We start from the raw sequence: 18,447 nt of genomic DNA on the forward strand, positions 1-18,447 counted from the left end.
TGAGGTGGGAGCCTTACTGCCCGTTAATGCGGGATAAAGAGGAAGATGGGAAGAAATAAAAAAAGGAAGCTAACAATTTACCATGTTAGCTTCCTTTTTTATTATGAAGCAATTTCTCCAGTTTTTACATCGTCTTGATTGTACGTATCTTGATCTAATTCACCAAGCCATTTACTAGAAATAAGACCTGCTGTCATAGAGCCACTCACGTTAAGAGCTGTACGCCCCATATCGATTAATGGCTCAACCGAGATAACAAGAGCGACAATACCGATTGGTAAGTTCATTGTAGATAGTACGATTAATGCTGCGAATGTTGCACCGCCACCAACACCGGCAACACCGAATGAGCTAATTGCAACGACAGCGATTAAAGTTAAAATGAATTGTGGTTGTAACGGATCAATTCCGACAGTTGGAGCGACCATCATTGCAAGCATCGCTGGATAAATACCTGCGCAACCATTTTGACCGATAGATACCCCGAAGGATGCAGCGAAGTTTGCGATTCCTTCTGAAATACCAAGTTTTTCTTTTTGTGCTTCAATATTTAATGGCATTGCACCTGCGCTAGAGCGAGAAGTGAATGCGAAAGTTAATACAGGGAATACCTTTTTTACATATTGAATTGGATTTAAACCAGATAGAGCAATTAATAATAAGTGAATGATAAACATTACGATAAGTGCTACATAAGACGCCAAAACAAAATTACCAAGTTTTAAAATAGCATTTATATCGCTACCAGCAACTGTTTTCGCCATAAGTGCTAATACGCCGTATGGAGTAAGTCGTAAAATTAACGTTACCATTCGCATTACGATCGCATATGCAGCATCAAGCATCTTTTTAAATAACTCAGCTTGTTCTGGATACTTTCTCTTTACACCGAGAAAGGCAATTCCGATAAAGGCTGCAAAAATTACGACAGAAATTGTTGATGTAGGACGAGCACCTGTTAAATCAAGAAATGGATTTGTAGGTAATAACTCTAACAATTTTTGCGGAATTGGTGTGTTTTCAATTGAAGTAAATTTCTCTTCTACTAATTTCAAACGAGCAGATTCTGCATCTCCTTGTTGTAATCCCGTTGCCGAAACATCAAATCCCGCGCTCGCAGCGATACCGACAGCTGCGGCAATTCCTGTAGTAAGAATTAAGATTCCAATAATAAGACCACTGATTTTACCAAGGTTTTTCGTTAATTGTAATTTTGTAAATGCTGAAATAATAGATACTAAAATAAGTGGCATAACGATCATTTGTAGTAATTTCACATAGCCGTTACCAATTAAACCGAACCAGTTATTAGATTCAATAATTACTTTAGAAGTAGGCTCATAAATGAATTGTAATATAAGACCAAAGATAATTCCGACTCCTAAAGCAGTAAATACACGTTTATTAAAAGATACATGCTTACGTTGCATATAATACAATACACCAACTAAAATGAGCATGACTGCGATGTTAATACTGACAAGCAGTGTATTCATGTTGATTCCCCCTAATTCCAATATGTTATATAGAATATAAGTCAATAAAACCTATAAGTCAACTAGGAAATTGGGGGAATTAAAAAAAGATGGCAAATTTGCCATCTTTTAATGTCCAACTCCAGGGACAAGTAAAAACGTTGTGTACCATGTAAATCCAATGAAGAACACTGTTAAATACGCCCCGAATACGTATATATACATACGCTCTGTTAATTTTAAATAGCTTAAAAGTACGAAGAAACCTGTTTGTCCTAAAAATAGTAGTGCGGTCGAATGCATATCCCCTAAGTAAAACATAACCGAGAAAATTCCAGTCCAAAAGCCGAGAACGCGAAACATGCGCTCCATGCCATCTCCCTCCTTTTCTAGAAAAAGTAAAACCTCTCTTCATTATAGTTTATTTTTCATACTATTGTAAATATTCGTTCATATAAAAGGAAAGAAGCCAACTATAATTGACTTCTTCTCAGATAGGAAATTAAATTTGAATTTTATAGTTACAAGATTTACATCCGTCAAGTAGACTATCATTTCTTGTTAATTCCGCATTTGGGAATAGGATTTCAAAAATTCCTCTCATCATATCTCCGTGCATATTACAAATTTCAGTCGGATGATGAACAGCAACTTCTTTAAATGGGCAATTGTGTACATCATAGAAAATTTTAGTTCCATCTGTACTTAATTCAAAAGCAGGAGATAAGCCAGCTGTTGAGAACGCTTCTTTTGCGATTTGAATTTTTTGTTCTATTGTTAAAGCTTCTTCACTTACATTTAACTGATGCATATGTTGTTCCATTAATTCTTTACCAAATTGTTTTCCTGTTTCATAAAGTGCTTTTTCACCAGCTGCCCCAAGGCTAAGTAGTGAATTAAAAGCTACTTTCGCTAATAATTGATAATCGCGAAATGGGAATTGTAACTGGATGACATCTTGAGACAAGACGTATAGTCTGCTCGGTCGCCCGCCCTTTCCAGTTTTCTTTGTTTCTGACTTTAGCATATTAACATCTTCTAATTTAGATAAATGCAAGCGTGCTACGTTTGGATGAATGTTAAACTCATCTGCAATTTCTTGTACAGTTACGTAATTATGTTTTTGCGAAATGTATTTATAAATGTAATAACGAGTTGGGTCAGATAATACACCTGTAATTTTTAAAGTTTGTTCCATGAGGATCTCCACCTTTATCACTTTATCCAAGATATTAACATTATAATACAGATAAACTTACATATAGGTAATTTCAGACAATAATTCGGAAATTGTTCATAATTTCACAAACATATTTTTCCTTTTTGTTCTAGTGAAAAGACAAAAGTACTAATTTTTCTTTTCCAGTTTTTCATGATATATACATGGTGAGGAGGGAAGTTTGATGAATGGTGTCGAGCTTTTTGCGAATATGATTATGAAAGAAGCTTGCGGGGTACAAGCATCGGACCTACATATTGTACCAAGGCAAAAGGATGTGGCGATTCAATTACGTATAGGAAAAGATTTAATTACGAAACAGTATATTGAAAAGGACTTTGGAGAAAAGCTTGTTTCGCATTTTAAATTTTTAGCATCGATGGATATAGGAGAGAGGAGAAAGCCACAAAGTGGTTCATTGTATTTACAAATCGATGGACAGGAAGTATATTTACGCCTTTCAACACTTCCAACAGTATACCAAGAAAGTCTCGTTATTCGCCTACATTTACAGGCATCTGTTCAGCCACTGTCTCATCTTTCATTATTTCCAAGCTCAGCGAAAAAATTACTCTCTTTTTTACATCATTCTCATGGGTTACTCGTGTTTACTGGACCGACGGGCTCTGGAAAGACAACGACAATGTATGCATTATTAGAGGCAGTTAGAAAAAGACAAACACGTCGCATCGTTACACTTGAAGATCCGGTTGAAAAAAGGAAGGACGGCTTATTACAAATTCAAATTAATGAAAAAGCAGGTATCACATATGAGACGGGACTAAGGGCTATTTTACGTCACGATCCGGATATTATTTTAGTCGGTGAAATTCGTGATGAAGAAACAGCAAAAGTAGCTGTAAGAGCAAGTTTGACTGGACATTTAGTAATGACGACGTTGCATACAAATGATGCGAAAGGAGCGATACTACGATTTATGGATTACGGTATTACACGACAAGAAATTGAACAATCATTATTAGCCGTAGCAGCGCAGCGACTCGTTGAACTAAAATGTCCGTTTTGCAAAGGGAAATGTTCAACTTTATGCAAATCAATGAGGCAAGTAAGGCAGGCGAGCATTTATGAGTTGTTATATGGATATGAATTGAAACAAGCGATTAAAGAAGCAAGTGGAGAGCATGTTATGTATAACTATGAAACATTGGAATCGGCAGTACGAAAAGGATATGCTTTAGGGTTTTTAGAAGAAGATGTTTATGTTTAAGAGAAAATGGAGTTTAAGCGATCAAGTGTTACTGTTGAAAAGGCTAAGCGAGTTATTAGAAAAAGGTTATTCACTTTTACAGGCGTTAGAATTTTTGCAGTTTCAATTACCTTCAGGAAAGAAAGATCAGGTACAGCGCATGATAGAGGGGTTGAAAAACGGACAAAGCTTGCATGATTCTTTTCATCAATTAATGTTTCATCCGGATATGCTAAGTTATTTGTTTTATGCTGAGCGACACGGTAATATTTCTTTTGCATTGCAACAAGGGAGTGTGCTTCTTTATAAGAAGGATAAATATAAGAAAGATATGATGAAAGTACTTCAATATCCTATTTTTTTAGCGGTTTTTTTAATGCTTATTCTTTCTGTTTTCAACCTCATTTTATTGCCACAGTTTGAAACTCTCTATAGTTCTTTACGTTCTACAACATCACCTCTTACGGAGCAAATTTTATTTATAATCAAATCATTACCTTACTTCATTTTTATCATTTTTCTTACTGTAATAATTGGGTTTAGTTTATATGTGTTTTACTTTCGAAAACTTCCTCCTATTCAAAAAGTAAAGATTTTAATCCATATTCCTCTCATGAAAACATTTCTTATTTTAAATCATTCGCATTATTTTTCTGCTCAATTAAGTGGATTATTACAAGGGGGATTGTCAGTGCTAGAAGCTTTAATAGTAATGATGGAACAAAAGCATCATCCATTCTTTCAGTATGAAGCAACCAGGATTGAAAGACAATTAATTGCGGGAGAACAGTTACAAACTATTATTGCTAAAAGTGGTTATTACGAAAAAGAACTTTCTTATATTATTACGCATGGACAAGTAAACGGTAATCTAGCAACTGAGCTTGGTGATTATAGTGAACTTATTATTGAAAAGATAGAACGGAAAATTAAAAACATTTTAGTTGTAATTCAACCGATTTTATTTACATGTATCGGGGTTATAGTCATTCTTATGTATTTGGCAATGATTATGCCAATGTTTCAAATGATGAATTCAATTTAGGGGGATTTGTATGGAGAATGAGAAAGGTTTTACTCTTTTAGAAATGCTATTAGTAATGGTTGTTATATCTGTATTATTACTATTAATCATTCCAAATGTAGTTACACAGCGTTCCTCAGTGCAAGGAAAAGGGTGCGACGCATATGTAAAATCTGTAGAAGCACAAATACAAGTATATCAGTTACAGTATAATAAGATTCCATCAATAGATGCGCTTGAAGAGGGAAAGTATATTACTTCTAAAACATGCCCGAAAGGCGAATTAATCTATATTTCCGATGATGGTGCAGTATCTGTCGGGAAATCGTGAAGCAAAAAGGTTTTACGTTTTTAGAAATGTTACTCGTTTTATTTACTATTTCTGTACTGAGTGTTGTTGCGCATTTTAATGTTACTTCATTATATGAAAAACAAAGAGTTGAGCAGTTTTTGAAACAGTTTTCAAATGATGTTTTGTATATGCAGCAGTTAGCGATTAAGCGTCAAAAACAGTATACGTTACGATGGTATAAAGAGAAAAATATGTATTATATTTGGGAATCGGAGACGGAATCTTTAATTGCTAAGAGAGAATATGATAAAAATATACAAATTGATTTGCATACTTTTCCAAACCCGATGACGTATAATTTGAGGGGAAATATTAATAGGGGTGGTACGATTTTACTTTCGTATCGAAATTACAAATATGAGATTGTATTTCAGCTCGGAAGAGGGAGATTTACGTATCGTGAAGTGTCAAAAAGGATCAGTAATGGCTGAGATGCTAGTAGCACTAAGTTTATTAATGATGGCGGTATCGTTATTGCTCCCGCAAACGATATTGATTATGCAAGAAAGAAAAAATATACAAATGCGCTATAAAGCATTTGTATTATTAAAAAAAGAAGCAACCTTATTCGTGTATGAGAATGAGGAAAAGCGAATAAAAGAGCAAGTTATAAAAGGAGTTGTATATTACACATATTGGAGAGGAGATGAAGTTTGTACGATGTGGAATGATGTGAAAGGGAGAACGATGGAGCAATGCCTTTATGCAGAGAAAAAATAAATTAGAAGCGGGGTTCACATTAATAGAAATGATGGCGTGTTTGTTTCTTTTATTAATGTTCTTTTTACTTTTACCACGGCTTCATATTATAGGGATCGAAAATATACAGTCAAAAGGATTAAATGATTGGGAGTGGGATGTATTTTTAGAGCAAGTGCAAATGGAGTATCGTGAAGTATCAATAGGGAGAAATATAGTAATTGAAAATAATGAAAGTATTTTGCGTTTCCAACACCGTAATGGTGATGAGGTGACGTATGAAAAAGTGAATAGTAATCTTATAAGAAAAGTAAATATGCGCGGAAGGGAATTTATATTACAAAAGGTTGAAGCAGTTTCGTACAAATTAACACCTCATTTGCTATTTATATACGTGAAAGATATAAGTGGTGAAATATATGAAGGTGTTGTGATGCGCTATAGTGAAATTGGAATAGAAACATGAGAAAACAAGATGGATTTGCATTGCCAGGAACAATTATTTTGCTGGTTTTATTAACTTCTTTTTTGATGTATGAAACAAATATGTTACTTTCGGATAAAAAATTTTATATTGAAATAGAACAAAAAATTTTTATGGAGGAACTTGTTGATCGAGCTATTGCAGATATAAAAAAAGACTTACAGCAAAAAGAAAAGAATGATACATTTTTATTTCAGTATGAAAAAGGAAAAGTGAGTGGAAAATATGTCTTTGAAAATGATGTTATTATCATTTCGTTGCAGTGTGTTACGAAACAGAAAGTTTTTTATGTAGTGAGCTTTCGCTATAGGAAAAAGGATAATAAAATATTTGATTGGGTAGAAGGCTGATATGTAAATGTAATTGAGAGAACTGGATGTCAATATTTATATAAAATATATATAGAAAAACCATGTATCTCGATTCAAAAATGAGTCGAGTTTTTTTATGGGAATGGATAAATATAGAAGGTTAAAGTTTAAATTTTCTCAAAAAAGAGAAGGGTGGGAAGAGTATGATATATTCATGCTATCCGATCATTTTTTTAAGGGAGATAGGTACATGGAAAATGAAAATCAAATAGTTGGAAATAAAGAAATGACGATTTTTGATCACAAAGGCAACACGATTGTGACAGAGGATAGAGATGTACACATTATCTCAAGATTCGAAGAGCCTCTTATTGTCGTATTAGCAAATGTATTAAGTGATGAAGAATGCGATGAATTAATCGAATTGTCTAAAAATAAAATGGAGCGTTCTAAAATTGGTTCATCACGTAATGTAAATGATATTCGAACAAGTAGCGGTGCATTTTTAGAAGAGAATGAACTTACTTCGAAGATTGAAAAACGAATTTCATCTATCACGAATGTTCCTGTAGCGCATGGAGAAGGATTGCACATTTTAAATTATGCAGTGGATCAAGAATATAAAGCGCACTATGATTATTTTGCTGAACATAGTAGATCAGCTGCTAATAATCGTATAAGTACTCTTGTGATGTACTTAAATGATGTAGAAGAAGGCGGGGAAACATTCTTTCCGAAATTAAATCTTTCTGTACACCCTAGAAAGGGAATGGCAGTATACTTTGAATATTTTTATCAAGACCAATCACTAAATGAGCTTACGTTACACGGAGGGGCACCTGTTACGAAAGGCGAGAAATGGATTGCAACGCAATGGATGAGAAGAGGTACTTATAAGTAAAAGCAAGCTAGCTAGCTTGTTTGATTGTGAAAAAATAGTGAGTATGTTACGTTTTGTTCTTCATAGCATAAGAAGAACAAAACGTTTTTTTATTAAATAAAGTAACATCTTTCGTTATAATAACAAATAATAACGGATGATTGAGAGGGACGAAAATGAAGTCTATATACATAACTGGTTATATGGGAGCAGGGAAAACAACAATCGGGAAAGCACTAAGTAAAGAACTTCATATGGATGTTGTAGACACAGATCACCAAATTGAAGAGAAGCAAGGAAAGTTAATTCGGCACATTTTTGCCGAAGAAGGAGAAATTGTTTTTCGTGAATATGAAAGTGAAATGTTGCGTTCACTACCAGCCCATAATGTAATTATTACAACTGGTGGAGGGATTATTGAACGCGCAGAAAATCGAAGGTGGATGAAAGAGAACGGCACTGTCGTATATTTATATTGCGATCCATATGTGATTGCAGAAAGGCTTCGTGAAGATACGACACGTCCGCTATTTCAGAAGAAAGATATAGATGCATTTGTAACGAAATTCGAATCGCGCCGAGCTTATTATGAAGAGGCGGATATTCATATTGATACGACAAATAAGTCTGTAGAACAAATTATGAATGAATTAAAGGGGAAGATTAATGTATAAAAAAGTGGACATACTAATCAAGTAGAGGTGATGATAATATGTCTACTAATGATTATGTTCGCTTTGTGACACAGCAATTTGTGTCATATATGGATGCTCCAAAAGAGGATCGAAAACAAAAGAAGGAACAACGCCGTGCAGAGAAAGAGCCATTCTTAAATAAATGGTTTGGTGTTATGCCGCTGAGCGCTGCTTTGCTTTATCGAAATGTAAAAGATAAAAGAAAAAAATCAAGCTAATTATTTTCTACGAGTATTTACGGTGAAAATACATTGGATTCTTTTGTGATAAGTATATGGAATGAAAAATCCCTAGTGCAATAAGGCACTAGGGATTTTTTCTATTGTACAGACTCTTTTTCTTCTGTAATTGCATGTATTTTATTATTTACCCATACAAATCCTATTCCTATACAAATAGAAATTCCCCAACCAACAGCGGTCATAATAGCTCTCATTTCACCATATCCATCTACACCGAAAACAGAGATAAAATAGATTTTCAAGAAGCTTTTTAAAATAAATTGAAGACCAAAAAATAGTGTTAAATATTGTAATGCTGGATATATACGACTATCACGATAAAGCTCACGGCTTTTATCGCGATCATGACCTTGCAGTGCTGCAATATCCGCAGCAAAATATAACATAAGTGGTTTTTTTATAAAAATTGAACATATGACGATAATACCGAGTACGATATGGTAATATGCATCATTCCATAACATTCGTTCGGCTGATCCTGATATTAAATCTACAGTTGTATTAGCGATGAGTGTGATTAAAATAAAGAACCCTGTCACGTTAAACTGTTTTTCCTTTTTAAACGTATACAGTGTATAAATAATCCCAGGGGCAGATGAGATTAACATCGCGTAATAAGGATCGATATAAGGTTTTGCAAATTTCCAAATGAGGAATGGGAATACGAGATAAAAGACAAGATCTAATATAGCTTTTTTATTTTGATTCATACAGAGCCTCCTTAAGTCATACATATATTTTATAATATACTTTCTGAAAATTGTATAAGGTTTAATGGAAAAAGAAAAAGTATATCAATCTTTGGGGGAGTAGTAGATTGAAAAAAATTGCCCCTAGCGTAGTAAGTTTTTTTAGTATATAATAAAGGAAACGCTTTCATTTTTGATTTGTTCACAAAATGGACGGAAAATCACATATTTACTATTGATATGTTGCTTTATAATGAAACTAATTAAATATACATGCATACAATATTGTGAAATAAATAACATAAATAATCTATATAAATGTAAACGTTATCAAAGAGAGAGGTGGAGACAATGAGTAAATTTTTCTTCAATCATAATCCAGCAACATTAGAGGATGGAAGGCTTGTTAAGTATGCTGAAATTATTTATGGAGAAGGTGGCCGTTCTGTATTAGAAAATTTAATGGTGAAGGCATCTATCAGATTGCGTGATCGTTATCCGAATAAATCTGACGAGCAAATCTCGAACCTCGTAAATCAAGGTATCCATGATATGTTTCAAAAATACGTGAATGAGTAAGAGTAGCTAATTGCTGCTCTTATTTTTTTGTATAAGGATTGAGCCTCTAGCTGAAAATAAAGGTGCATGTTGAAACATGAAAAAGGAGGGGAAAAGATGAGCAATGGAATTGGGCGTTCAAAAGAGAATCTTCCGACTGATGCAAATCATGTAAGTGCGAAGGATCGTGCATATCAGAAACGTATGACGAAGAAAAACCAGCAAGAGCGTAATGACGATAGAGAATAGGCTGGGAAATATCTTAAAAGAAGCTCCTTCTAAAGCTGAAGGAGCTTTCTTTAAGATAGAAAATGATTTGCGGTAATATAGAAGAGACCACCGTTTATAATTTGCATTGTAATGCGTGGTTCGTATTGTTCTTGTAATGCTTGCTTTTCAATTTCATAGCTTTCTGGAAGTTCATCGTTATCTTCGTAAAACCGATTTAAAAGGTCTAAATCGTGATTCCAACGCACTCTTGCTTCTTTTGCCCACGTATGGTCGTCTTCAGCTATTATACTTTTTAAAGCATCCTCTATACGTTGTAAGCCACTTTGTGGCTTAATGATAGGTGAGAGTGTAAAACAAAAATCTGGTATTTTCGGCGTGAGTTTGATCTCTGCTAAAGTGTCATGAAAGTTTGCAATCATTGTGCCAGAAATAAGATGAATACCGATGGAATGAAGTATGTCTTTTTTTCGGTCGCATTGATAAGATACTTTTATATTTACACCAAGCCAAGGATGTAGAGGGGTATGAGTTGCCCCGCTATGTTTCACTTCCTCATATAAACGTATGTATGAACCTAGTTCTTTTGTTGTTTCAAAGATTTGATGCAAACGTGGTGAACCGTAATGAATAAGTTCACCATCATTTTCTTCATCCTCCGAATTTGTAAGGAGAGTAAGACGCATCGGATTAGGAATGCCTCCTGTTTTTTCGAGATAGTGCCAATAGAAAGGACGATTCATTAATAATTTGTCCATTTCAATTGTTAATTGTACATCTAATAGATGAGGAGAGTGCTCTAAAATTTCACAGTTATTCGCCTCGAAAAAGTTGTATAAGTAATTATGAATTTCATTTTGCTGCATAGTCTTGCACCTCAGCTTCATTGCGCTTCGCAAAATCGATAATAGATGTTAAATTTTCCATCTTGATTCGAATTTCACCTTCGCTTTTTGATTGCGCGAAAATTTCTTGAATATGCGCATCAATATTTTTCATATTGATTCTCGTTAAAATTTCATCGAGTTCGCCGATTACACGTTCAAATAAATTAATTTTTTCATATAATAGTTTTAAAATGTGCTCTTCAACAGTATGTTTTGTTGCTAAGTTATAAATGTGAACATCATTTTTTTGTCCTAGGCGGTGAATACGCCCAATCCTTTGCTCGAGGCGCATTGGATTCCATGGTAAGTCGTAATTAATCATATGGCTACAAAATTGCAAGTTAATTCCTTCACCGCCAGCTTCGGTCGCAATTAACACTTGTGCATGATTTTGGAAAAGCTCCTTCATCCAATCTTTCTTCCCGCGCTTAAATCCACCGCGAAATGGGACAGAGGAAATTCCATGTTGTTGTAAGAACCATTGTAAATACATTTGTGACGCTCTATATTCAGTGAAAATGATGACCTTATCGTCAATTTCTTTTATAAGCTCTAGAGCTTTATTTGCTTTTGAGTTGAACGGAATATGATTAATTTTATCCATCAGCACATCAATATGTGGGTCCTTTATGTAATGCTCATTTTCTTTCTGCCTTTTTTCTACATGTTTTTTTAATGAATAGTAAACAGCTTCACGACTACTACATGCCTCTCGTTTTAAAGTTAAGGATGAGAAAGCGGACGTGAAGGCATCTTGTCCTCGCCAATTTTCAATTTCATTATATAAAGCTTGTTCTTCGTCATTAAACTCAACGAATAATGTTCGTACATGCCTCTTTGGCCAATCAATCCCAGTATTATGACGTCTATTTCGAACCATCACTTTATTGATGAGAGCTTTTAAATCTTCATCAGATTCAGCTGAACGATTTTTGGAAGCATAATATTCTTCAAAATTAGATTGATTGCCTAAATGACCTGGTTTTAATAAAGAAACAAGGTTGAAGATTTCATCAATTTTATTTTGAACGGGAGTTGCGGTTAGTAATAAACAAAACTTCTTTTTTAATCGTTGTGCAAATTCATAGTTTTTTGTTTTATTATTTTTTAGTTTATGTGCTTCATCGATAATAATCAGATCATACTCTAAGTTTAAAACGATATCACGATGTGGCGAACGTTTCGCAGTATCGATTGATGAAACGATGACATCAGCTTGTTCCCAAGAATAACTTTTCTTTTGAGCGACCGCAGGAATAAAAAATTTTGTGTTTAGTTCATACGCCCACTGAGACACGAGGGAAGCTGGAACGAGAATAAGTACCTTTTTTACGAGTCCACGCACCATATATTCTTTTAAAATAAGACCAGCTTCGATCGTTTTTCCAAGTCCGACTTCGTCTGCTAGAATCGCTTTACCATTCATTTGTTCAATGACATTTTGAGCGACTTCTAATTGATGCGGAAGCGGCGTGAAATGTGATAAATGTTTCGGTGCTTGCAATCCATCAAAAGTAGGGACGAGTAATGATTTCTCTGTTTTATAAGCTAAATGATATAAATCCCAATTTGTCCAAGGACCATCTTCATCAATTCGTTTTAAAAAATTGTTTTGCCACGTTCGATCTACGGAAATATCGACATTCATTAAGACTCTCCCACCTTTTATAAACTAAAATGATTATGAAAAAAATCTTTATTATAAGCCTTGTAATAAGGCGCTATCACACTTACTAAAAGTTAAAGAATAGGCAATGGTAAAGGGATAAATCCCAGAAGTTGTATTTAATAAGATTAAGAATAAAAAATTCTAAATTATTTTTTATGCTAGAATATTGATGAAATATAGCGAATAATGTTAGGATAATGGTGTGAAATGTGTGGAATCTTTCGTATTTTATCCAAGAAAGTAACTTTTTATTTACGCTTTCATAAAAAAATATAATGAGATTCCGTATATCCTTATCTTTTCAGAATGAAAATGTTTAGATATGGGAAGCAACTTTTATTGATTTGTCAGAGCATAAGGGGGAAAGAGCATGATTACATTACAACGTACACCGTTATTTGATGTATACGCGAAGTATGGCGGGAAAACAATTGACTTTGGTGGTTGGGAATTACCAGTTCAATTTTCAAGCATTAAAGAAGAACACGAAGCTGTACGTACAGCGGCAGGTTTGTTCGATGTATCTCATATGGGAGAAGTAGAGGTAAAGGGTGTAGATAGTTTAGCATTTTTACAACGTGTTGTTACAAATGACGTATCTACCTTAAAGGTAGGAGGCGCACAATATACAGCTATGTGCTATGAAAATGGTGGCACTGTAGATGATTTATTAATCTACAAACGTGGTGAAGAAGACTATTTATTAGTAATCAATGCATCAAATATCGAGAAAGATTACGAATGGTTAGCAAGTCATGTAATTGGCGATGCGAAAGTAGTCAATGTTTCTAGTGAAGTTGCACAGCTTGCAATTCAAGGACCAAAAGCAGAAGGCATTTTACAAAAAGTTGTGTCAGAAGATTTGAAAGAAATTAAGTTCTTTAAATTTAAAAACGATATTCTTGTAGATGGAGTTCCTGCACTTGTATCTCGTACAGGTTACACAGGTGAAGATGGATTCGAAATTTACTGTAAGAGTGAAGATGCTGCAAAACTTTGGGAGAAACTTCTTGAAGTTGGAGCAGAAGAGGGCTTAAAAGCATGTGGTTTAGGTGCTCGTGATACACTTCGCTTCGAAGCAACTCTTCCGTTATACGGACAAGAATTATCAAAAGATATTACACCGATTGAAGCAGGAATTGGCTTTGCGGTAAAAACAAATAAAGAAGCAGACTTCTTTGGAAAAGAAACGTTAAAAGAGCAAAAAGAAAACGGTGCATCTCGTAAGTTAGTCGGCATCGAAGTAATCGAACGCGGTATTCCTCGTACGCATTACCCTGTATTTATAGGAGAAGAAAAAATCGGGGAAGTAACGAGTGGTACACAATCTCCAACGTTAAAGAAAAGCATTGGTTTAGCACTAATTGATGTAAAATACGCAGCAGTTGATACAGAAGTAGAAATTGAAATTCGTAATAAACGCGTCAAAGCAGTAGTTGTTCCAACACCATTTTATAAACGTTCAAAGTAACGGGGAGAGGGGTAGATTTCATGTTGCATCGTTATCTTCCAATGACAGAAGAAGACAAAAAAGAAATGTTACAAACAATCGGCGTTCAAACGATTGATGAGTTATTCTCTGATATTCCAGAGAGTGTTCGTTTTAAAGGGGATTTAAAAATTAAAGAAGCAAAATCAGAGCCAGAGCTTTTAAAAGAGTTATCTCAAATGGCTAGTAAAAATGCGAACTTAAAAGAATACGCTTCTTTCTTAGGAGCAGGTGTATACGATCATTACGCTCCAGTAATTGTTGATCATGTTATTTCCCGTTCAGAATTTTATACAGCTTACACACCATACCAACCAGAAATTTCACAAGGGGAATTACAAGCAATTTTTGAATTCCAAACAATGATTTGTGAATTAACAGGAATGGATGTAGCAAACTCTTCTATGTATGACGGAGGTACAGCTTTAGCTGAAGCGGCAATGCTAGCAGCTGGTCATACGCGCAAAAAGAAAATTCTTGTGTCTAGTGCAGTTCATCCAGAATCAAGAGCGGTACTTGAAACATATGCAAAAGGTCAACATCTTGAAGTTGTTGAAATTGATCATAAAAACGGTGTAACAGATTTAGAAGTATTACAAAGTGAAGTAGATGATACAGTTGCTTGTGTAATCGTTCAATATCCAAACTTCTTCGGACAAGTTGAAAAGTTAGCTGATATCGAAAAAATCGTTCATCAACAAAAATCATTATTTATCGTTTCTTCAAATCCATTATCATTAGGCGCATTAACACCGCCAGGGAAATTGGGTGCTGATATTGTAATCGGTGATGCACAACCATTTGGTATCCCAACGCAGTTTGGTGGACCTCATTGTGGTTACTTTGCAACAACGAAAGCATTTATGCGTAAAATTCCAGGACGTCTTGTCGGACAAACTGTAGATTCAGATGGTAAACGTGGGTTTGTATTAACGTTACAAGCACGTGAACAGCATATTCGCCGTGATAAAGCGACGTCTAACATTTGTTCAAACCAAGCGTTAAATGCATTAGCAGCATCAGTTGCAATGACAGCACTTGGAAAACAAGGTGTGAAAGAAATGGCACGTCAAAATATTTCTAAAGCACAATATGCAAAACGTCAATTCGAAGCGAAAGGTTTCACAGTAACATTCGCTGGACCATTCTTCAATGAATTTGTTGTAGATTGTAAACGTCCAGTTAAAGAAGTAAATGATGTATTAATACAAAAGAATATTATCGGTGGTTACGACCTAGGCCGTGATTATAAAGAGCATGCAAACCATATGCTTGTAGCAGTAACAGAGCTTCGTACAAAAGAGGAAATTGACACACTTGTAAACGAAATGGGGGCTATCCAATGAAGAACCAAGACCAAGCACTTATTTTTGAAATGAGTAAAGAAGGACGCGTAGGATATAGCTTACCCAAATTAGATGTAGAAGAAGTAAAATTAGAAGATGTGTTTGAGAGTGATTATATTCGAGTAGAAGATGCAGAGCTTCCAGAAGTATCTGAACTTGATATTATGCGCCATTACACAGCGCTTTCAAACCGTAACCACGGTGTGGATTCAGGATTCTATCCACTTGGATCTTGTACGATGAAATATAATCCGAAAATTAATGAAAACGTAGCACGCTTCGCAGGCTTTGCAAATATTCATCCACTTCAAGATGAAAAAACAGTGCAAGGTGCAATGGAATTAATGTACGATTTACAAGAACATTTAATTGAAATTACAGGTATGGATACCGTTACATTACAACCAGCAGCTGGTGCACACGGAGAATGGACAGGTTTAATGCTAATTCGTGCATACCATGAAGCAAAAGGTGACTTTAACCGTACGAAAGTAATTGTTCCTGATTCTGCTCACGGAACGAATCCAGCATCTGCAACTGTAGCTGGTTTTGAAACAATTACAGTAAAATCAAATGAAAATGGTCTTGTTGATTTGGAAGACTTAAAACGTGTTGTCAATGAAGAAACGGCAGCACTTATGTTAACAAATCCAAATACATTAGGCCTATTCGAAGAAAATATTTTAGAAATGGCAGAAATCGTTCATAATGCAGGCGGTAAATTATACTATGATGGTGCAAACTTAAATGCCGTATTAAGTCAAGCACGCCCAGGAGATATGGGATTTGACGTTGTGCATTTAAACCTTCATAAAACATTTACAGGCCCGCACGGCGGCGGTGGCCCAGGTTCTGGTCCAGTAGGTGTGAAAGCTGATTTAATTCCGTTCTTACCAAAACCAATTTTAGAGAAAACGGAAAACGGTTATCACTTTAACTACGACCGTCCAGAAGCAATTGGACGTGTGAAACCATTCTATGGTAACTTCGGAATTAACGTTCGTGCATACACATATATTCGTTCTATGGGTCCAGATGGATTACGTGCAGTAACTGAGTATGCTGTATTAAATGCAAACTATATGATGAGAAGATTAGCACCGTTCTACGATCTTCCATTCGATAGACATTGTAAGCATGAATTTGTATTATCAGGTCGTCGTCAAAAGAAACTTGGTGTACGTACGTTAGATATTGCAAAACGTCTGCTTGATTTCGGCTACCATCCACCAACAATTTACTTCCCATTAAATGTGGAAGAATGTATTATGATTGAGCCAACAGAAACAGAATCAAAAGAAACGTTAGATGGTTTCATTGATAAAATGATTCAAATTGCTAAAGAAGTAGAAGAAAATCCAGAAGTTGTACAAGAAGCGCCACATACAACGGTAATTAAACGTTTGGATGAAACGATGGCTGCTCGTAAACCAGTGTTACGTTACGAAAAACTAGCACCTGTACAAGTTTGATTGGAAAAAAAGAACTCGCTATATGCGGGTTCTTTTTTTTGCAAAATTGGTGCAGATAGCATGAAAAAAATGTTAAAAATTTATATTTTTTGTTTCATATTGCTGTAATGATGCCGTTTCATAGGTGGTTTTGTTGAAAAAGTCGGTTTGATAAAAGTATTTATTTTTGTTAGAATTTTATTGAAATTAAGAAGATGTGATGGGGCAGAAATTACTCATTTTTATGTATATGTGAAAAAACGAGCAAGACGGGGGTGGAAGTGTGGGATATCGATGTTATAGAATGGTATACCATTTAGAAAACGGAGAAACAATTAAAGATGTAAAAGAATTTTGTTATCGAGACCAAGGGAAAGTGTTAGAAAGAGTAGCGCATCGTGTAATGGATAATAGAGAAGTGACAGCGATTGATAAACAAGGAACAATCATTTCAATAGCGTGTGAGGACATTGTAAAGGTAGAACTCGATTACATAACAGAAAGTTAACCTTGAGTCATATCGAATTATTCGATACAATATACTGTTGAATGGTGAAGTGAAAAGAGAGGAGTTTATCATGGGTAGTACAAGACACTTTTATATGTTTATTTTAGCGTTTGTTCTTGTTGTGGCGTTAACGATTTATTTAATTGTTGATAGCAGCTGGTACAATACAGTTCATCCGGCATTCCTTCTTTTTATGTATGTAGGAATTGCGGTTGTTAGTTTCGGAATGAGAGACGAAATGTTAGATCGCTTTGAAAAGTGATACATATACGAAAGACCAACAGGAAAATGTTGGTCTTTTTTTCTTGCCAAAAATTTTAAAAGCGCCTCATAAAAGGCACCTTCTTCAATAACGACAATATGAAAGTAAGAGTTTATAAACAGAGAGGCTCTTCGGTATAACATCTTTCGGAGTATGTAATATAAAGCTGAAAATGATGATGAAAACGAGAAATAGGAAAAATAAAAATAGGATATGTTTATGTATAGAATTTTGCATATCATCCACTCCTTTTTTAGGTAGTATGTCCAAAGGAAAGAAGGGTATGAGAAAATTTAGGAGGGAGAACGATGGGAAAACGAAAATTGTTATTTGGAATAGGGGTAATATTTTTTTCAATTGGCCTCATAGTATCAAATGTTTACTCAGATATACCATCGCCATTTCCTAAATTGCATAAAGGGATTGGTATAAGTGTTGCCATAGTTGGTCTGCTTTGTCTTATCGCATCAAATTTCTATAGAAAATCTAAATAGACATAAAAAAGGACAGTTACTCTTTTTCAGAGGAACTGTCCTTTTTAAATAACTTGTTCCATAGCTTGGCGATACTCCATATAATTACGATTGCAATGGAGGCAATAATTGACCAAGTGATAGATGCAATTTCAAGTGCCATGTTAGGAAGGAACGTAAGAATGGATAATACTTTATGAAACAACCATTCTATTATATGAAAACTTATTTGTAATAGAATGACGGTCCCGAGTGTGATCCATGTTAAGATTTGTTTTCCTTTTTCTTTCCACATGACA

General features: G+C 34.8%; 26 protein-coding genes. 18 read left to right on the forward strand and 8 right to left on the reverse strand.

What is annotated here, in order from left to right; translation table 11 throughout:
* Positions 1 to 101 precede the first annotated feature (101 nt).
* The 3 genes from BAU28_RS11510 to BAU28_RS11520 form a co-directional block, all read right to left on the reverse strand.
* Positions 102 to 1,496: an L-cystine transporter gene (locus tag BAU28_RS11510; RefSeq protein ID WP_071718628.1), complete on the reverse strand. Its 1,395-nt coding sequence runs from the start codon at positions 1,494 to 1,496 to the stop codon at positions 102 to 104.
* A gap of 108 nt (positions 1,497 to 1,604) precedes the next feature.
* A complete protein-coding gene (locus BAU28_RS11515; protein ID WP_002173453.1) occupies positions 1,605 to 1,847 on the reverse strand; it encodes a DUF2626 domain-containing protein in 243 nt (80 codons plus the stop codon).
* A gap of 130 nt (positions 1,848 to 1,977) precedes the next feature.
* Complete coding sequence (locus BAU28_RS11520; RefSeq protein ID WP_002173452.1) at positions 1,978 to 2,673, reverse strand: helix-turn-helix transcriptional regulator; 696 nt, start codon at positions 2,671 to 2,673, stop codon at positions 1,978 to 1,980.
* 205 nt (positions 2,674 to 2,878) lie between these two features.
* On the opposite strand from BAU28_RS11520, the gene comGA reads away from it, so the two are divergent.
* The 10 genes from comGA (at position 2,879) to BAU28_RS11570 (ending at position 8,564) form a co-directional block, all read left to right on the forward strand.
* A complete protein-coding gene (comGA, locus tag BAU28_RS11525; protein WP_048374183.1) occupies positions 2,879 to 3,922 on the forward strand; it encodes a competence type IV pilus ATPase ComGA in 1,044 nt (347 codons plus the stop codon).
* The gene (gene comGB, locus BAU28_RS11530; RefSeq protein WP_071718629.1) at positions 3,909 to 4,946 is read left to right on the forward strand and encodes a competence type IV pilus assembly protein ComGB; all 1,038 of its coding nucleotides are present in this window, start codon (positions 3,909 to 3,911) and stop codon (positions 4,944 to 4,946) included. The genes comGA and comGB overlap by 14 nt, the downstream gene beginning before the upstream one ends.
* Before the next feature lie 10 nt (positions 4,947 to 4,956).
* Positions 4,957 to 5,256, forward strand: a complete 300-nt coding sequence (gene comGC, locus BAU28_RS11535; protein ID WP_002173449.1) for a competence type IV pilus major pilin ComGC — start codon at positions 4,957 to 4,959, stop codon at positions 5,254 to 5,256.
* On the forward strand, positions 5,253 to 5,708 hold the full coding sequence (comGD, locus tag BAU28_RS11540; protein ID WP_071718630.1) for a competence type IV pilus minor pilin ComGD: 456 nt from the start codon (positions 5,253 to 5,255) through the stop codon (positions 5,706 to 5,708). Before comGC ends, comGD begins: the two co-directional genes overlap by 4 nt.
* Entirely contained in the window at positions 5,701 to 5,997 is a 297-nt protein-coding gene (locus BAU28_RS11545) for a hypothetical protein (RefSeq protein ID WP_025147454.1), read from the forward strand. Before comGD ends, BAU28_RS11545 begins: the two co-directional genes overlap by 8 nt.
* Positions 5,981 to 6,442, forward strand: coding sequence for a competence type IV pilus minor pilin ComGF (gene comGF / locus BAU28_RS11550; protein WP_071718631.1), 462 nt, complete (start codon positions 5,981 to 5,983; stop codon positions 6,440 to 6,442). The genes BAU28_RS11545 and comGF overlap by 17 nt, the downstream gene beginning before the upstream one ends.
* The gene (comGG, locus tag BAU28_RS11555) at positions 6,439 to 6,810 is read left to right on the forward strand and encodes a competence type IV pilus minor pilin ComGG (RefSeq protein ID WP_002173445.1); all 372 of its coding nucleotides are present in this window, start codon (positions 6,439 to 6,441) and stop codon (positions 6,808 to 6,810) included. Before comGF ends, comGG begins: the two co-directional genes overlap by 4 nt.
* A 211-nt stretch (positions 6,811 to 7,021) precedes the next feature.
* Positions 7,022 to 7,672, forward strand: coding sequence for a 2OG-Fe(II) oxygenase (locus tag BAU28_RS11560; RefSeq protein WP_048374177.1), 651 nt, complete (start codon positions 7,022 to 7,024; stop codon positions 7,670 to 7,672).
* Between the two features lie 155 nt (positions 7,673 to 7,827).
* Positions 7,828 to 8,325: a shikimate kinase gene (locus BAU28_RS11565; RefSeq protein WP_071718632.1), complete on the forward strand. Its 498-nt coding sequence runs from the start codon at positions 7,828 to 7,830 to the stop codon at positions 8,323 to 8,325.
* Positions 8,326 to 8,363: 38 nt separating this feature from the next.
* Positions 8,364 to 8,564 carry a YqzE family protein gene (locus tag BAU28_RS11570; protein ID WP_071718633.1) on the forward strand — a complete coding sequence of 67 codons (201 nt, stop codon included), beginning with the start codon at positions 8,364 to 8,366 and terminating at the stop codon, positions 8,562 to 8,564.
* A gap of 101 nt (positions 8,565 to 8,665) precedes the next feature.
* Here the strand turns inward: BAU28_RS11570 and BAU28_RS11575 are convergent, their stop codons facing one another.
* Both BAU28_RS11575 and BAU28_RS11580 read right to left on the reverse strand, forming a co-directional pair.
* Entirely contained in the window at positions 8,666 to 9,298 is a 633-nt protein-coding gene (locus tag BAU28_RS11575; protein ID WP_071718634.1) for a VC0807 family protein, read from the reverse strand.
* A gap of 141 nt (positions 9,299 to 9,439) precedes the next feature.
* Entirely contained in the window at positions 9,440 to 9,556 is a 117-nt protein-coding gene (locus tag BAU28_RS11580; protein WP_071718678.1) for a GTP pyrophosphokinase, read from the reverse strand.
* A 72-nt stretch (positions 9,557 to 9,628) separates the two neighbouring features.
* Here BAU28_RS11580 and BAU28_RS11585 point away from each other — a divergent pair, with 72 nt between their 5' ends.
* A complete protein-coding gene (locus tag BAU28_RS11585; protein WP_000032698.1) occupies positions 9,629 to 9,856 on the forward strand; it encodes a hypothetical protein in 228 nt (75 codons plus the stop codon).
* A 96-nt stretch (positions 9,857 to 9,952) separates the two neighbouring features.
* A complete protein-coding gene (locus tag BAU28_RS31310; RefSeq protein WP_053081430.1) occupies positions 9,953 to 10,084 on the forward strand; it encodes a hypothetical protein in 132 nt (43 codons plus the stop codon).
* Between the two features lie 50 nt (positions 10,085 to 10,134).
* Here BAU28_RS31310 and BAU28_RS11595 read toward each other — a convergent pair whose 3' ends face one another.
* Together BAU28_RS11595 and BAU28_RS11600 are read right to left on the reverse strand one after the other, a co-directional pair.
* Positions 10,135 to 10,929, reverse strand: coding sequence for a YqhG family protein (locus tag BAU28_RS11595; RefSeq protein WP_025147459.1), 795 nt, complete (start codon positions 10,927 to 10,929; stop codon positions 10,135 to 10,137).
* Entirely contained in the window at positions 10,916 to 12,598 is a 1,683-nt protein-coding gene (locus BAU28_RS11600) for a DEAD/DEAH box helicase (RefSeq protein ID WP_071718635.1), read from the reverse strand. Before BAU28_RS11600 ends, BAU28_RS11595 begins: the two co-directional genes overlap by 14 nt.
* Before the next feature lie 391 nt (positions 12,599 to 12,989).
* Between BAU28_RS11600 and gcvT the strand changes: the two genes are divergently transcribed.
* The 6 genes from gcvT (at position 12,990) to BAU28_RS11630 (ending at position 18,169) form a co-directional block, all read left to right on the forward strand.
* The gene (gene gcvT, locus BAU28_RS11605; RefSeq protein ID WP_071718636.1) at positions 12,990 to 14,090 is read left to right on the forward strand and encodes a glycine cleavage system aminomethyltransferase GcvT; all 1,101 of its coding nucleotides are present in this window, start codon (positions 12,990 to 12,992) and stop codon (positions 14,088 to 14,090) included.
* Between the two features lie 20 nt (positions 14,091 to 14,110).
* Positions 14,111 to 15,454, forward strand: coding sequence for an aminomethyl-transferring glycine dehydrogenase subunit 1 (gcvPA, locus tag BAU28_RS11610; protein WP_071718637.1), 1,344 nt, complete (start codon positions 14,111 to 14,113; stop codon positions 15,452 to 15,454).
* Complete coding sequence (gcvPB, locus tag BAU28_RS11615) at positions 15,451 to 16,926, forward strand: aminomethyl-transferring glycine dehydrogenase subunit 2 (protein WP_048374172.1); 1,476 nt, start codon at positions 15,451 to 15,453, stop codon at positions 16,924 to 16,926. Before gcvPA ends, gcvPB begins: the two co-directional genes overlap by 4 nt.
* A gap of 283 nt (positions 16,927 to 17,209) precedes the next feature.
* Positions 17,210 to 17,413, forward strand: a complete 204-nt coding sequence (locus BAU28_RS11620; RefSeq protein ID WP_000262495.1) for a DUF3929 family protein — start codon at positions 17,210 to 17,212, stop codon at positions 17,411 to 17,413.
* Between the two features lie 70 nt (positions 17,414 to 17,483).
* Positions 17,484 to 17,675 (forward strand): hypothetical protein, encoded by a 192-nt coding sequence (locus BAU28_RS11625; protein ID WP_000535934.1) that lies wholly within the window; start codon positions 17,484 to 17,486, stop codon positions 17,673 to 17,675.
* 308 nt (positions 17,676 to 17,983) lie between these two features.
* The gene (locus BAU28_RS11630; protein ID WP_071718638.1) at positions 17,984 to 18,169 is read left to right on the forward strand and encodes a hypothetical protein; all 186 of its coding nucleotides are present in this window, start codon (positions 17,984 to 17,986) and stop codon (positions 18,167 to 18,169) included.
* A 16-nt stretch (positions 18,170 to 18,185) separates the two neighbouring features.
* Here BAU28_RS11630 and BAU28_RS11635 read toward each other — a convergent pair whose 3' ends face one another.
* Positions 18,186 to 18,443, reverse strand: coding sequence for a DUF3975 family protein (locus BAU28_RS11635; protein WP_071718639.1), 258 nt, complete (start codon positions 18,441 to 18,443; stop codon positions 18,186 to 18,188).
* Positions 18,444 to 18,447 lie beyond the last annotated feature (4 nt).

The sequence above is a fragment of the Bacillus paramycoides genome (assembly GCF_001884235.1).
Classification (GTDB): Bacteria; Bacillota; Bacilli; order Bacillales; family Bacillaceae_G; genus Bacillus_A; species Bacillus_A paramycoides.

Coding starts and splice junctions, on each gene's coding strand:
- comGF (WP_071718631.1), top strand. CDS start 5,981: ATGCAGAGAAAAAATAAATTAGAAGCGGGGTTCACATTAATAGAAATG.
- comGC (WP_002173449.1), top strand. CDS start 4,957: ATGGAGAATGAGAAAGGTTTTACTCTTTTAGAAATGCTATTAGTAATG.
- gcvPB (WP_048374172.1), top strand. CDS start 15,451: ATGAAGAACCAAGACCAAGCACTTATTTTTGAAATGAGTAAAGAAGGA.
- BAU28_RS11560 (WP_048374177.1), top strand. CDS start 7,022: ATGGAAAATGAAAATCAAATAGTTGGAAATAAAGAAATGACGATTTTT.
- BAU28_RS31310 (WP_053081430.1), top strand. CDS start 9,953: ATGAGCAATGGAATTGGGCGTTCAAAAGAGAATCTTCCGACTGATGCA.
- BAU28_RS11630 (WP_071718638.1), top strand. CDS start 17,984: ATGGGAAAACGAAAATTGTTATTTGGAATAGGGGTAATATTTTTTTCA.
- gcvT (WP_071718636.1), top strand. CDS start 12,990: ATGATTACATTACAACGTACACCGTTATTTGATGTATACGCGAAGTAT.
- comGG (WP_002173445.1), top strand. CDS start 6,439: ATGAGAAAACAAGATGGATTTGCATTGCCAGGAACAATTATTTTGCTG.
- BAU28_RS11510 (WP_071718628.1), bottom strand. CDS start 1,496: ATGAATACACTGCTTGTCAGTATTAACATCGCAGTCATGCTCATTTTA.
- BAU28_RS11585 (WP_000032698.1), top strand. CDS start 9,629: ATGAGTAAATTTTTCTTCAATCATAATCCAGCAACATTAGAGGATGGA.
- BAU28_RS11625 (WP_000535934.1), top strand. CDS start 17,484: ATGGGTAGTACAAGACACTTTTATATGTTTATTTTAGCGTTTGTTCTT.
- BAU28_RS11635 (WP_071718639.1), bottom strand. CDS start 18,443: ATGTGGAAAGAAAAAGGAAAACAAATCTTAACATGGATCACACTCGGG.
- BAU28_RS11515 (WP_002173453.1), bottom strand. CDS start 1,847: ATGGAGCGCATGTTTCGCGTTCTCGGCTTTTGGACTGGAATTTTCTCG.
- BAU28_RS11620 (WP_000262495.1), top strand. CDS start 17,210: ATGGTATACCATTTAGAAAACGGAGAAACAATTAAAGATGTAAAAGAA.
- gcvPA (WP_071718637.1), top strand. CDS start 14,111: ATGTTGCATCGTTATCTTCCAATGACAGAAGAAGACAAAAAAGAAATG.
- comGA (WP_048374183.1), top strand. CDS start 2,879: ATGAATGGTGTCGAGCTTTTTGCGAATATGATTATGAAAGAAGCTTGC.
- BAU28_RS11520 (WP_002173452.1), bottom strand. CDS start 2,673: ATGGAACAAACTTTAAAAATTACAGGTGTATTATCTGACCCAACTCGT.
- comGB (WP_071718629.1), top strand. CDS start 3,909: ATGTTTATGTTTAAGAGAAAATGGAGTTTAAGCGATCAAGTGTTACTG.
- BAU28_RS11565 (WP_071718632.1), top strand. CDS start 7,828: ATGAAGTCTATATACATAACTGGTTATATGGGAGCAGGGAAAACAACA.
- BAU28_RS11600 (WP_071718635.1), bottom strand. CDS start 12,598: ATGAATGTCGATATTTCCGTAGATCGAACGTGGCAAAACAATTTTTTA.
- BAU28_RS11545 (WP_025147454.1), top strand. CDS start 5,701: ATGGCTGAGATGCTAGTAGCACTAAGTTTATTAATGATGGCGGTATCG.
- BAU28_RS11570 (WP_071718633.1), top strand. CDS start 8,364: ATGTCTACTAATGATTATGTTCGCTTTGTGACACAGCAATTTGTGTCA.
- BAU28_RS11580 (WP_071718678.1), bottom strand. CDS start 9,556: ATGCATGTATATTTAATTAGTTTCATTATAAAGCAACATATCAATAGT.
- BAU28_RS11595 (WP_025147459.1), bottom strand. CDS start 10,929: ATGCAGCAAAATGAAATTCATAATTACTTATACAACTTTTTCGAGGCG.
- BAU28_RS11575 (WP_071718634.1), bottom strand. CDS start 9,298: ATGAATCAAAATAAAAAAGCTATATTAGATCTTGTCTTTTATCTCGTA.